12 protein-coding genes and 1 pseudogene are annotated in these 12,908 nt (G+C 74.2%); 4 read left to right on the top strand and 9 right to left on the bottom strand.

Features of this window, described 5'->3' with window-relative positions; translation table 11 throughout:
- Positions 1-213: 213 nt before the first annotated feature.
- The 5 genes and pseudogenes from R4Z62_RS23875 to R4Z62_RS23855 all read right to left on the bottom strand — a co-directional run bounded on the left by R4Z62_RS23875 (position 214) and on the right by R4Z62_RS23855 (position 7,241).
- Positions 214-2,477, bottom strand: a pseudogene (locus R4Z62_RS23875) (putative bifunctional diguanylate cyclase/phosphodiesterase).
- A 260-nt stretch (positions 2,478-2,737) separates the two neighbouring features.
- Positions 2,738-4,933 (bottom strand): NAD-dependent DNA ligase LigA, encoded by a 2,196-nt coding sequence (ligA, locus tag R4Z62_RS23870; RefSeq protein WP_491520850.1) that lies wholly within the window; start codon positions 4,931-4,933, stop codon positions 2,738-2,740.
- Positions 4,934-4,949: 16 nt separating this feature from the next.
- Positions 4,950-5,957: a methionine synthase gene (locus tag R4Z62_RS23865; RefSeq protein WP_382847343.1), complete on the bottom strand. Its 1,008-nt coding sequence runs from the start codon at positions 5,955-5,957 to the stop codon at positions 4,950-4,952.
- A gap of 30 nt (positions 5,958-5,987) precedes the next feature.
- The gene (locus tag R4Z62_RS23860) at positions 5,988-6,686 is read right to left on the bottom strand and encodes an SDR family oxidoreductase (protein WP_079159075.1); all 699 of its coding nucleotides are present in this window, start codon (positions 6,684-6,686) and stop codon (positions 5,988-5,990) included.
- Positions 6,687-6,701: 15 nt separating this feature from the next.
- Positions 6,702-7,241, bottom strand: a complete 540-nt coding sequence (locus R4Z62_RS23855; RefSeq protein ID WP_064535382.1) for an LOG family protein — start codon at positions 7,239-7,241, stop codon at positions 6,702-6,704.
- Between the two features lie 76 nt (positions 7,242-7,317).
- Here R4Z62_RS23855 and R4Z62_RS23850 point away from each other — a divergent pair, with 76 nt between their 5' ends.
- Together R4Z62_RS23850 and R4Z62_RS23845 are read left to right on the top strand one after the other, a co-directional pair.
- Positions 7,318-7,641 carry a DUF427 domain-containing protein gene (locus tag R4Z62_RS23850; RefSeq protein WP_355479564.1) on the top strand — a complete coding sequence of 108 codons (324 nt, stop codon included), beginning with the start codon at positions 7,318-7,320 and terminating at the stop codon, positions 7,639-7,641.
- A gap of 38 nt (positions 7,642-7,679) precedes the next feature.
- Positions 7,680-8,459 (top strand): alpha/beta fold hydrolase, encoded by a 780-nt coding sequence (locus R4Z62_RS23845; RefSeq protein WP_491520849.1) that lies wholly within the window; start codon positions 7,680-7,682, stop codon positions 8,457-8,459.
- Between the two features lie 55 nt (positions 8,460-8,514).
- Here the strand turns inward: R4Z62_RS23845 and mnmA are convergent, their stop codons facing one another.
- Complete coding sequence (gene mnmA, locus R4Z62_RS23840) at positions 8,515-9,645, bottom strand: tRNA 2-thiouridine(34) synthase MnmA (RefSeq protein ID WP_064535379.1); 1,131 nt, start codon at positions 9,643-9,645, stop codon at positions 8,515-8,517.
- A gap of 60 nt (positions 9,646-9,705) precedes the next feature.
- Here mnmA and R4Z62_RS23835 point away from each other — a divergent pair, with 60 nt between their 5' ends.
- Positions 9,706-10,386: an N-acetylmuramoyl-L-alanine amidase gene (locus R4Z62_RS23835; protein ID WP_385499444.1), complete on the top strand. Its 681-nt coding sequence runs from the start codon at positions 9,706-9,708 to the stop codon at positions 10,384-10,386.
- Between the two features lie 18 nt (positions 10,387-10,404).
- Here the strand turns inward: R4Z62_RS23835 and R4Z62_RS23830 are convergent, their stop codons facing one another.
- From R4Z62_RS23830 to R4Z62_RS23820, 3 genes are all read right to left on the bottom strand, one after another.
- Positions 10,405-11,574, bottom strand: a complete 1,170-nt coding sequence (locus tag R4Z62_RS23830; RefSeq protein WP_064535377.1) for a cysteine desulfurase family protein — start codon at positions 11,572-11,574, stop codon at positions 10,405-10,407.
- Positions 11,575-11,666: 92 nt separating this feature from the next.
- Complete coding sequence (locus R4Z62_RS23825; protein ID WP_064535376.1) at positions 11,667-11,933, bottom strand: hypothetical protein; 267 nt, start codon at positions 11,931-11,933, stop codon at positions 11,667-11,669.
- A gap of 45 nt (positions 11,934-11,978) precedes the next feature.
- Positions 11,979-12,143: a hypothetical protein gene (locus tag R4Z62_RS23820; protein ID WP_491520848.1), complete on the bottom strand. Its 165-nt coding sequence runs from the start codon at positions 12,141-12,143 to the stop codon at positions 11,979-11,981.
- 131 nt (positions 12,144-12,274) lie between these two features.
- On the opposite strand from R4Z62_RS23820, the gene R4Z62_RS23815 reads away from it, so the two are divergent.
- The gene (locus R4Z62_RS23815; RefSeq protein ID WP_381742780.1) at positions 12,275-12,898 is read left to right on the top strand and encodes a TetR family transcriptional regulator; all 624 of its coding nucleotides are present in this window, start codon (positions 12,275-12,277) and stop codon (positions 12,896-12,898) included.
- Positions 12,899-12,908 lie beyond the last annotated feature (10 nt).

Here is a 12,908-nt window from a genome sequence, read left to right as displayed (position 1 = left end):
ACCGCACCGGACCGAACCGGACCGGACCGACCGGATATCGCCCTGCGGAGAGCACGCGACGGGGAGCGTGGCGTGACGCGGGCCTACGCCCCCGCCCTGCCCCCGCGTCCGCGCGCCGCGCGGGCCGGGTGCGGGCCGGGTGCGGACCGCGCCGCCGTCAGACCCGGTGCGCCGCCCTCCGACCGCGACGGGAGCGACGGCCCGCCCCCGGGTTCACTCGTCCGTCGCCACCGCGGGCAGGGCCGCCGCCGGGCGGATCCAGCCTCGGGAGCCGCGGGCGCGGAGCCAGGCCGTGGTCTCCTCGGGGGGCATCGCGGCGGCGACCAGCCAGCCCTGTACGGCGTCGCAGCGCAGGTCGCGCAGCCGCTCCCAGGTCTCGTCGTCCTCGACGCCCTCGGCGACGACGAGGAGGCCGAGGGAGTGGGCGAGGTCGACGGTGCAGCGCACGATCTCGGCGTCCTCGGTGTCCACCGCGAGGCGGGCCACGAACGAGCGGTCGATCTTCAGCTCGCTCACCGGCAGCCGACGCAGATGCACCAGCGAGGAGTAGCCGGTGCCGAAGTCGTCCAGGGACATCTTCACGCCGTGCGCGGTCAGGCCCGCCAGGGTGTCGGCGGCCCGCTGCGGGTCCTCCAGGAGGACATGCTCGGTGATCTCCAGCTGGAGGGCGCCCGCCGGGACGCCGTGCCGGGCGAGGCGGGCGGCCACCGAACCGGCGAAGCCGGGGGTGTGCACATCGCGCGGGGAGACATTGACGGCCACCGGCACGAACAGGCCCTGCGCGCGCCACGCGGCGACCTGCCCGAGGGCGGTCTCCAGCACGTACTCCGTCAGATGGGGCATCAGCCCGGAGGACTCGGCGATGGCTATGAACTCGTCCGGCGGCACCTTGCCGCGCTCGGGATGCACCCAGCGCACCAGCGCCTCCAGTCCGGCCACCTGGCCGTCGAAGCGCACCTTGGGCTGGTAGTGCAGCTGCACCTCGTGGGCGTCCAGGGCACGGCGCAGGTCGCCCAGGAGCCCGAGCCGGTCGGGGGGTGTTGGAGTCCCGCTTGGACTCGTACGCCTCCACGCCGGTGCGGTCCCGCTTGGCCTGGTACATCGCCACGTCCGCCCGGCGCAGCATGCCCTCGGCGTCCAGGGCGTGGTCGGGGAAGACGGCGACCCCGGCGCTGGCCTCCAGGACGAGGGTGAGCCCGTCGAGGTCGAGGGGCGAGCTGAGCGTGGTGACCAGGCCGCGCGATACGGGTCGCCGAGGTCGTGGAGTCGGCGACGGGCAGTAACACGGCGAACTCGTCCCCGCCGAGCCGCGCGGCCTCCGCCCCGCGCGGCAGCGCCTGCCGCAGCCGGTCGGCGATCTGGAGCAGCAGCCGGTCCCCGGCGAGGTGCCCGAGGGTGTCGTTGACCGAGCGGAAGCGGTCGAGGTCGATCAGCATCAGCGCGGCGCGGGCGCCGATGCGCTCGGCGTCGTCCAGGGCGGTCCAGATGCGCTCCAGCAGCCACTGCCGGTTGGGCAGCCCGGTCAGCGGGTCGCGCAACTGCTCCTCGGCGCGGGCGCGGGCGATCCACAGGGTGGAGTCCAGGGCGATGAGCGGGATGGCGAACAGCGGCAGCAGAACCGGTTCGGCGACGGCGACGACACAGACCAGCGGCGCGATGCCGAGCAGCGCCACCGCGACCAGGCCCTGTCTGACGAGCGCGGTGCGGGCCACGGTGGGCACCGGGTCGGTGCGCGGGGAGTGCAGGTACCAGAGCAGGACGCGGGTCACCGCCAGGTAGACGGCGGCGACGAGCACCACCTGGAGGGCGGTGTACACGGTCCAGGTGCCCGGGTCCCAGGGGTGCTCCACGGTCGGCACCCGGCCGAAGGCACCGAGCAGCAGGGCGGCGGCGGCGATGCCGAGGATGTCCACGGAGCCGTGCAGCACGCCGGGGCGCCAGCGGTGGCGCCGGGCCACCCCGACCAGGACGACGACGGTGAGGCTGACCAGTCCGGCCGGCACCCAGCCGTAGAGCAGCAGCACGGCGAGGGTGAGGGCGGCGCCGGAGCCGGTGCCGCCCCACCAGCGGGCCCGGCCGAGCATGACCAGGTGGCCGACGATGACGCCGGTGAGCACGGCCAGCGACCAGCCGGCCGTGCCGGACGGGAAGAGGGCGTGACCCGCGGTGAACGCGCCGTAGAAACCGGCGCCGAGGGTGAGGGCGGCGGCCGAGGCGACCACCGCGGGCAGGGCCGGCCGGGACGGCTGTGTGCCGGTGCCGGTGCCGGGCAGTCCCGACAGGTGCTCACCGGGCGGGCGGACGGGCGGGCGCACCTCCGTGACCGCGTACGGGCGGGCGGCGCGGCCCGGGTGCCCCGGCGGTGCGGTGCGCCGGTCCGGGCGCGAACGCTGTCCCGTCCGCCTCCCCCGTCCGCGCCACGCACCGGTCATCCGGCGCAGCCGTGAGTGCGGGGAGGCGCTCTCGGTCGGTTCCATTCCCGTCCCTCTCACAGCCGGCGGTGCCCACGCCACGCGGCCCGATGCCCGACGTCCCCTGGGCACAGCCGCGCTGGAAAACCCTTCCACGTACTCGTCAGGAGCACGGGGATGCCCCGGCCGCAACTGGGCACGGCGGGCGCACTCCTCAACAGTAGGCCGCGGAAGGCTTCCTCGGGCAGCGGTCGCGGACGGTTGCCCGAATGCGCCCCGGCCACCCGTATGCATCTGATATGCGCCGATCGGAGGGCCTTCAACCGCTACTCTTCGGTCGGTAGAGCGACTTCGGCCGCCGCTTCCGGGCCCTGTTCCAGGAGAATTCCGAAACCTTCCTCGTTCAGCACCGGAACCTTCGCCTGCATCGCCTTGTCGTATTTCGAACCGGGGTTGTCGCCCACCACGACGAACGACGTCTTCTTCGACACCGAACCGGTCACCTTGGCGCCCCGGCTCTGGAGCGCGTCCTTGGCTCCGTCCCTGGTGAAGTGTTCGAGGGTGCCGGTGACCACGACCGTCAGGCCCTCCAGCGGACGCGGCCCCTCGTCGGCGCCGGAGGACGCGTCCTCCAACGGCACACCGGCCGCCTTCCACTTGCGCACGATCTCGCGGTGCCAGTCCTCGGTGAACCACTCCTTGACGGCCGCCGCGATGATCGGGCCGACGCCGTCGATATTGGCCAGTTCCTCCTCGGTGGCCTGCTCGATCCGGTCCAGGGAACGGAACTCGCGCGCGAGTGCCTGCGCGGCGACCGGGCCCACATGGCGGATGGAAAGCCCGTTCAGGAAGCGGGCCAGCGGGCGGTCCTTGGCCGCCGCGATGTTCTCCAGCAGCGCCAGGGTGTTCTTCTTCGGCTCGCCCTTCTGGTTGGCGAAGACGGTGACGACCTTCTCCTCGCCGGTCTTCGGGTCCCGCTTGGGCAGACCGCTGTCCGGGTCGAGCACATGGGCCTTGATGGGCAGCAGCTTCTCCACCGTCAGGTCGAACAGGTCACCCTCGTCGGCCAGCGGCGGATCGGCCGGTTCCAGCGGGTGGGTGAGCGCGGCGGCGGCGACCTCGCCGAAGTGCTCGATGTCCAGGCACTGCCGGCCCGCCAGATACGAGACCCGCTCGCGCAACTGCGCCGGGCACGTACGGGCGTTGGGGCAGCGCAGGTCGATGTCGCCCTCCTTCATGGCCCGCAGCGGCGTACCGCACTCGGGGCACTCGGCGGGCATGACGAACTCCCGCTCGCCGCCGTCGCGCAGGTCGACGACCGGGCCGAGGATCTCCGGGATGACGTCACCGGCCTTGCGCAGCACCACGGTGTCCCCGATGAGGACGCCCTTGGCCTTGACCACGTCCTGGTTGTGCAGAGTGGCGAACTCGACCTCCGAGCCGGCCACCGTGACCGGCTCGACCTGCGCGTACGGCGTGACCCGGCCGGTGCGTCCGACGCCCACCTTGATGTCGAGGAGCTTGGTGTTGACCTCCTCGGGCGCGTACTTGTACGCGATGGCCCAGCGGGGCGCGCGGGCCGTGGAGCCGAGGCGGCCCTGGAGGCGGATCTCGTCGAGCTTGATGACGGCGCCGTCGATCTCGTGCGCCACGGAGTGCCGGTGCTCGCCGTAGTACGCGATGAACTCGCGCACGCCCGCGAGGTCGTCCACCACCCTGTTGTGCGGGGAGGTGGGCAGGCCCCAGCCGTGCAGCAGCTCGTACGCCTGGGAGAGGCGGTTCAGGCCCTCGTAGCCCTCCAGGGCGCCGATGCCGTGGACCACCATGTGCAGCGGGCGGGTGGCGGTGACGCGCGGGTCCTTCTGGCGCAGCGAACCGGCCGCCGCGTTGCGCGGGTTGGCGAAGGGCTTGTCGCCGGCCTCGACCAGCCGGGCGTTCAGCTCCTCGAACTTCTCCATCGGGAAGAAGACCTCGCCGCGGATCTCCACGAGGCCGGGCACCTTCTCGCCGTGCAGCCGGTCGGGGATCTCCGCGATGGTGCGCACATTGGGGGTGATGTCCTCGCCGGTGCGGCCGTCGCCGCGGGTGGCCGCACGGGTCAGCCGGCCGTGCTCGTACGTCAGATTGACCGCGAGGCCGTCGACCTTCAGCTCGCACAGGAAGTGGTACTCCTGCTCGCCCAGCTCGCGGGCGATGCGGTCGGCCCAGGCGGCGAGGTCGTCGTCGTTGAACGTGTTGTCCAGGGAGAGCATCCGCTCGCGGTGCTCGACGGCGGTGAACTCCGTGGCGTACGAACCCGCCACCTTCTGGGTGGGCGAGTCGGGCGTGCGCAGCTCCGGGTAGGTGTCCTCCAGTGCCTCCAGAGAGCGCAGCAGCCGGTCGAAGTCGGCGTCGCTGACGACGGGGGCGTCCTTCACGTAGTACCGGAAGCGGTGCTCCTCGACCTGCTCCGCGAGCCGGGCGTGCTCCTCCCGCGCCTCGGCGGGCACCGCTGTCTCCGCTTGCTGCTTGTCGCCGGCCACCGTGTTGTCCTCCCGATTACTCTGGGTTGTCCGCGAGGGATCTCGCCGCCCGGACGCAGTGGGCGAGCGCCTGGCGTGCGTACGCGGGGGAAGCTCCCGCGAGTCCGCACGCCGGGGTGAGGGTGACCGACCGGGCGAGCAGCTCCGGTCGCAGCCCCAGCCTGCGCCACAGCGTTCTGACACCCATGACGCTACCGGCAGGGTCTGACAACGGGCCGTCCGTGGTGGGGACGACACCGGCGAAGAGCCGGGTGCCGCCCTCCACCGCCTCTCCGATGGCCTCGTCGTCACGCTCGGTGAGGAGCGAGAGGTCGAAGGAGACGCCCGCGGCACCGGTCCGGCGCAGCAGCGCGAAGGGCACGTCGGGCGCGCAGGAGTGGACGACGACGGGGCCGCCGGAGTGCGCGCCGAGGACGTCGCGCAGACCGGCCTCCACGATCTGCCGGTCGACGGCCCGGTGGGTGCGGTAGCCGCTCGCGGTGCGCACCTGGCCGCGCAGCACGGCGGTCAGGGACGGCTCGTCCAGCTGGAGGACGAGGCGGGCGCCGGGCACCCGCCGCCGGACCTCCGCCAGGTGCAGCCGCAGCCCCTCGGCGAGCGAGGCGGTCAGGTCCCGGCAGGCGCCCGGGTCGGACAGGACCGCCTCGCCGTTCCTCAGCTCCAGCGCCGCGGCGAGCGTCCACGGCCCGGCCGCCTGGACCTTCAGCGCGCCCTCGTGGCCCTGGGTGTACTCCTCCAGGGCGTCCAGGTCCTCGACCAGCCAGCTCCTGGCCCGCCGGGTGTCGCGGCCCGGCCGGTCGCCCAGGCGCCAGCCGCTGGGCTCCACGCGCGCGTACATCTCGACGAGCATCCCGGCGGTGCGTCCGATCATGTCGGCGCCGGGCCCGCGCGCGGGCAGTTCGGGCAGGAAGGGGAAGTCCTCGAAGGTCCCGGTGACGGTCTTGACGGCCTCACGGGCGTCCCCGCCGGGCATCGACCCGAGGCCGGTGGCCGGGGCGAAGCCGAACTCGCTGTTTTCGCTCACCGCAGCAGCGTACGGAACGCCGCGGCGCGCTCAGTGCCCCGGCCGCACCGTGAGGTCGGTGACCTCCGCGTCCCGGGGCAGGTCGAGGGCCGTGAGGACGCTCGTCGCCACCGACTCGGGGTCGATCCAGCGGGCCGGGTCGTACTCCCTGCCCTCCTGCCGGTGCACCTTGACCTGCATGGGGCTCGCGGTGCGGCCCGGGTACACGGAGGTGACGCGGACGCCGTTGCCGTGCTCCTCCTGGCGCAGGGCGTCGGCGAGCGCCTTCAGACCGTGCTTGGAGGCGGCGTACGCGGCCCAGTCGGCGTGCGCGGCCAGGCCCGCGCCGGAGTTGACGAAGACGACGTGGCCGCGGGCGGCGCGCAGCTGCGGCAGGAAGTGGCGGGTCAGCTCGGCGGGGGCGACCAGGTTGACGTTCAGCTGGTGGTGCCAGGCCCTGGGGGTCAGCTCGCCGACCGGGCCGAGGTCGACGACGCCCGCGACGTGCAGCAGGGAGTCGACCCGGTCGGGCAGGCTCTGGTGCGAGAACGCCCAGCTGAGCCGGTCCGGGTCGGCCAGGTCGCCGACGAGGGTGCGGGCGCCGGGGAACCCGGCCGCCAGTTCCTTGGCGCGGCCCGCGTCGCGCGCGTGCAGCACGAGGTCGTCCCCGCGCGCGTGCAGGCGGCGGGCGAGGGCCGCGCCGATGCCAGAACCGGCCCCGGTGATCACATGTGTAGCCATGCCCGCCATGCTCGCACCCGCGCGTCAGCGGCCGCTCAGCGACTCCTCCAGGTACGTGAGCGCCCCTGCGGGCTCCTCGGCGAAGAACGCCAGCTCGGCCAGCGGGCGGGGCAGGAAGCCCTCCTCCTCCATCCGGCGGAACTGCTCGCGCAGACCGTCGTAGAAGCCGGCCGTGTTGAGCAGCACCACGGGCTTGTCGGTGCGGCCGTGCTTCTTCAGCTCCAGGATCTCGGTGGCCTCGTCCAGGGTGCCGGTGCCGCCCACCATGACGACGACGGCGTCGGCCTTCTCCAGGAGGAGCTTCTTGCGCTCGGCGAGGTCGCCCGCGATCACCATCTCGTCGGCGCCGGGCCGGGCCTTGGCCGAGAGGAAGTCGACCGACACGCCGATCAGCCGTCCGCCCGCCTCCTGCACGCCGTCCGCGACGACCTTCATCAGGCCGGTGTCCGAGCCGCCCCACACCAGGCTGTGCCCGCCCTTGCCGAGCAGCCGGGCGAAGTCCCGGGCGGGGCGTGTGTAGCGGTCGTCGAGGTCGGCGGCGGAGAGGAAGACGCAGATGTTCATGCGCCTCACGGTACGCGGCGCCCGGCCGCCTTCGGCACACGGGAAGAAGCCCGCGCGCGCGAGCGCTGTTCCCGGTATGACACAAGGACACACGATCACCGTCGAGCAGGGCGACGAGCAGGTGCGCGTGGTGCGCGCGGGTCAGGTCCTGGCGGAGAGCCGGCGGCCCCTGGTGCTGCGCGAGACCGGCTGTCCCCCGCGCTACTACCTGCCCGCCGAGGACGTACGCCTCGACCTGCTGACCCCTTCGGACACGCGCACGCACTGCCCCTTCAAGGGCGACGCGTCCTACTGGTCGCTGCCGGACGCGCCGGACCTGGTGTGGGCCTACCCCGACCCGAAACCGGAGGTCGCGGCGATCAAGGACCACCTCTGCTTCTACGACACCGAAGTGTTGTAGCCCGGCGAGCCGCCGCGCGCGTGGCAGTCTGCACAGCCATGGACAAGAAGACCCTCTCCCGTGACGGCACCCCGATCGCCTTTCGGCTCACCGGCAGCGGGCCGGTGGCCGTACTGGTCAGCGGGGCGATGTCGACGGGCGCCACGGTCGCGCCGCTGGCGGCGGCGCTGGCACCGGGGTGCACCGCGGTGGTGTACGACCGGCGGGGCCGCGGGGAGAGCGGCGACACGCCGCCGTACGCGGTGGAGCGCGAGGTGGAGGACCTGGCGGCCGTGGTGGAGGCGGCGGGCGGCGAGGCGGCGCTCTACGGCGTCTCCTCGGGCGCCGTGCTGGCGCTTCGGGCGGCCGCCGCCGGGGTGCCGGTGCGACGGGTGGCGGTGTACGAGCCGCCGTTCGAGGTGCGCCAGGACCACGGCGACGAGCGCGCCCGGTACTCCGCCGAGCTGGACCGGGCGCTGGCCGAGGGGCGGCGCGGGGACGCGGTGGAGCTGTTCCTGCGGGTGACCGGGCTGGCCGAGAAGATGATCGTCAACGCCCGCCACTCCCCCATGTGGCCGGGTCTGGAGGCGGTCGCGCCCACCCTCGCGTACGACGACGCCGTCATGGGCGACGGCACCGTGCCGGAGGCGCTGCTGGCGTCGGTCGCCGTGCCGGTGCTGGCGATGGCGGGCGGCGCGAGCCCCGGCCCGATGCGCGAGGCGGCCCGCCGGGTCGCGCAGGCGGTGCCCGACGGCGCGTACGGCGTCCTGGAGGGCCAGACGCACGCGGTGGAGCCGGAGGTGCTGGCGCCGGTGCTCAGGGAGTTCTACGGGGCGTAGGGCGCCCTCCCGGCCGCCGCCGGGGTCGTACTGCGACCGGACGTCGGGCCGGTCGTCAGAGCGCGTCCGCCGTCGCCCGCCGGGTGGAGGCGATCGTCGCCGAGCCGACGACGCGGGTGCCGTCGTACAGCACGATCGCCTGGCCGGGGGCGACGCCGCGCACGGGCTCGGCGAAGGACACCTCCAGGGTGCCGTCGACGAGTTCGGCGCTCACCTCGGTCTCGTCGCCGTGGGCGCGCAACTGGGCGGTGTAGGTGCCGGGGCCGACGGGGGCGGTGCCGCACCAGCGGGGGCGGACGGCGGTGAGGGCGTCGACGTCGAGAGCGGCGGCGGGGCCGACCGTGACGGTGTTGGTCACCGGCGAGATGTCCAGGACGTAGCGCGGCTTGCCGTCGGGGGCCGGGGTGCCGATCCGCAGGCCCTTGCGCTGGCCGATGGTGAAGCCGTAGGCGCCCTCGTGGCTGCCGACGACCGCGCCGGACTCGTCGACGATGTCGCCCTCGGCGCGGCCCAGGCGCTTCGCCAGGAAGCCCTGGGTGTCGCCGTCCGCGATGAAGCAGATGTCGTGGGAGTCGGGCTTCTTGGCGACGGCCAGGCCCCGGCGCTCGGCCTCGGCGCGGATCTCGTCCTTGGTGGTGACGGTGTCGCCGAGCGGGAAGAGCGCGTGCGCGAGCTGCCGCTCGTCCAGGACGCCGAGGACGTAGGACTGGTCCTTGGCCAGGTCGGAGGCGCGGTGCAGTTCGCGGGAGCCGTCCTCGCGCCGGACCACCTTCGCGTAGTGGCCGGTGCAGACCGCGTCGAAGCCGAGGGCGAGGGCCTTGTCCAGCAGCGCGGCGAACTTGATCTTCTCGTTGCAGCGCAGGCACGGGTTGGGGGTGCGGCCGGCCTCGTACTCGGCGACGAAGTCCTCCACGACGTCCTCGCGGAAGCGCTCGGCGAGGTCCCACACGTAGAAGGGGATGCCGATGACGTCGGCGGCGCGGCGGGCGTCGCGCGAGTCCTCGATGGTGCAGCAGCCCCGCGCGCCCGTGCGGAAGGACTGCGGGTTCGCGGAGAGCGCGAGGTGGACGCCGGTGACGTCGTGGCCTGCTTCCGCGGCGCGGGCCGCGGCGACGGCGGAGTCCACGCCGCCGGACATGGCGGCGAGGACGCGGAGGGGGCGGGGGCGCTGCGGGGTCTCAGTCATAGCCCCTCCAGGGTACGGGGGCGCGGGAACCGGGGCCGCCGGATATCCGTTGGAGGTCGCATGGCGACGGAGAAGGCCCGGCAGGGCGGCGGGGACGGCGGCGCGGGGCGGTGGCCGGCCCGCCGCGCGGTGCTGGTCGGCGGGGCGGCGGCCGCCGTGGGCGGGGCGGTGCTGTGGCGCGGGGAGCTGTCCCGGCTGTGGTGGCGGCTGCCGGGCGACCAGCGGCCCCGGGTGGCGGGCGCGGTGGACTTCGCCGGTGCGCGCTGGGTGGCGGCCTCGCCGGCGAACTACCGGCGCGCGGACCGGCCGGACGACTACACGGTGGACCGGGTGGTCGTCCATGTGACGCAGGGCAGTTACGCGAGCGCGGTGAAGGCGTTCGAGGATCCGGGGCACCAGGCCGCCGCGCACTACATCGTGCGCGCGGACGGGCGGGTGACGCAGATGATCCGGGAGCTGGACGTGGCCTTCCACGCGGGCAACCGGGAGTACAACGAGCGCAGTGTCGGGATAGAGCACGAGGGGTTCGTGGAGAGGGCCGCGTCCTTCACGGACGCGATGTACGCCGCCTCGGCGCGGCTGACGGCGCGGATCTGCGCGCGGTACGCGATACCCGTGGACCGCGCGCACATCATCGGGCATGTGGAGGTGCCGGGCGCCGACCACACGGACCCGGGTCCGCACTGGGACTGGGACCGCTATCTGCGGCTGGTGCTGCGGGAGCGGACCGCGCGCACCTGAGTCCTCGCGCGGGCGCCCTCAGCTCAGGCCCGCCGCCCGTGCCCGCTCCACCGCCGGGCCGATGGCGCGGGCGACGGCCTCCACGTCGGCCTCGGTGGAGGTGTGGCCGAGGGAGAAGCGCAGGGTGCCGCGGGCCAGGTCGGGGTCGGCGCCGGTGGCGAGCAGGACATGGCTGGGCTGGGCGACGCCCGCGGTGCAGGCGGAGCCGGTGGAGCACTCGATGCCCTGGGCGTCCAGCAGGAGCAGCAGCGAGTCGCCCTCGCAGCCGGGGAAGGTGAAGTGGGCGTTGGCCGGGAGCCGTCCCCCGGGCGCCGGGTCGCCGCCGAGGATCGCGTCCGGGACGGCGGCGCGAACCGCGGTGACCAGGTCGTCGCGCAGGGCGCCGATCTCGCGGGCGAACCACTCGCGCTGCCCGGCGGCGAGCCGGCCGGCCACGGCGAAGGAGGCGACGGCGGGCACGTCGAGGGTGCCGGAGCGGACGTGGCGCTCCTGGCCGCCGCCGTGCAGCACGGGCACGGGGGTGTACTCGCGGCCCAGCAGCAGCGCGCCGATGCCGTAGGGGCCGCCGATCTTGTGGCCGGACACGGTCATCGCGGCGAGCCCGGAGGCGGCGAAGTCGACCGGGACCTGGCCGAACGCCTGGACGGCGTCCGCGTGCAGCGGTACGCCGAACTCGGCGGCCGCCTCGGCCAGTTCGCGGACCGGCAGGACGGTGCCGATCTCGTTGTTGGCCCACATCACGGTGGCCAGGGCCACGTCGCCGGGGTCGCGGGCGATGGCCTCGCGCAGGGCTTCGGGGTGGACGCGGCCGTAGGAGTCGACCGGGAGGTACTCGACGGTGGCGCCCTCGTGCTCGCCGAGCCAGTGGACGGCGTCGAGGACGGCGTGGTGCTCGACGGGGCTGGCCAGGACGCGGGTGCGGGCGGGGTCGGCGGCGCGGCGGGCCCAGTACAGGCCCTTGACGGCGAGGTTGTCGGCCTCGGTGCCGCCGGAGGTGTAGACGACCTCGCTGGGGCGGGCGCCGAGTGCTTCGGCGAGGATCTCGCGGGACTCCTCGACCGTGCGGCGGGCCCTGCGGCCGGACGCGTGGAGGGAGGAGGCGTTGCCGGTGAGGCCCAGCGCGGCGGTGAGTGCCTCCGCCGCCTCCGGGAGCATGGGGGTGGTCGCGGCGTGGTCGAGGTAAGCCATGGTGGGCCTGATTCTACGGGGCGCCCGCGGGCGCCCCCCGGCCACGGTCGCGCCGCGGCGCGGTCCTGCCGGGCCGCCGGTGTCCGGGCCGCTCAGAAGCTCCAGGACAGGGTGTGGTCCAGCTGGGCGAAGGAGAGCAGGACGACCAGGTCGGCGATGCCGAGGGTCAGTCCGAGCAGGGCGCGGCCGCGGCGGGCGGTGCCGCGCCACAGGGCGACGGCGGCCAGGACGACGGCGATGGGGCCGAGGACGACGTTGAGGACGAGCAGTCCGATCAGGCCGAGGACGAAGGACGCGACGGCCATGCCGTCGGCGTCGCGGGCGAGCCGGCGGCTCGTGGCCGGTGCGGTGAGCTGCATGGCGGATGCCTCCTGCGGTGGTGCGGTCGGGCGGGCCGGACGGCGTCAGAGGGAGGTGCCGCGGCGGCGGGCGTGGCGCTCGCGGAGCGCGAAGACGGCGAGCCAGGCGGCGATGACGGTGGCGGCGACGGCGGTGAAGCCGAGCGGGAGGTGGGCGACGGTGCCCAGGGTCACGCCGAACAGCAGCAGGGCGGCGGCGAGGAACAGCACGGGATCGGATCCCCCTTCGGCGCCGGCCGGGGTCCCCCGGCGGACGCTTGCGGTAACAGTTGTTCACTGACTACCCAGTCTAGCGCCGCTCTCGCTTGGAAATTACGGAGAACAGTTGTTAACTGTATGGCATGAGTCACACGCTCGGCGCCCGGCAGGCCCAGAAGCAGAAGACCCGCCGGGCCCTGCTGGACGCGGCGCTGGCCCTGCTGGAGGAGCAGAGCCTGAGCAGCCTGGGCCTGCGCGAGGTCACCCGCGCCGTGGGCGTGGCGCCGACCGCGTTCTACCGGCACTTCCGCTCCACCGCCGACCTCGGTGTCGCCCTGGTCGAGGAGGCGCTCGGCGGGCTGCACCCGATGATCCGGACCACCGTCTCCACGGCGGACGGCAGCGAGGAACGCATCACCCGCGCCGTGGAACTGATCGCCCGTCATGTGGCGGAGCAGCCCTCGCACGTCCGCTTCATCGCCCGCGAGCGGCACGGCGGGGTGCAGCCGGTGCGCGAGGCGATACGCGACCAACTGGCCCGCTTCGCCCGCGAGGTGAAGGACGAGCTGGCCAAGGACCCGCAGGCGGAGGGCTGGAGCGACGACGACCTGCTCATGCTCGCGCATCTGTACGTCGACCAGATGCTGATCACCGCCTCGCTCTTCCTGGAGGCCCCCGACTCCCCCGCGGAACGCGACCGGGTCGCCCGCCTCGCCACCCGCCGGCTGCGGCTGATCAGCATCGGCCGCCGGCACTGGCTGGAGTGAGCGGGGCCGC

This window comes from Streptomyces sp. PL-25, from assembly GCF_058344915.1.
The sequence above is the reverse complement of the archived record's forward strand: the minus strand, read 5'-3'. Positions and strand labels throughout refer to the sequence as shown.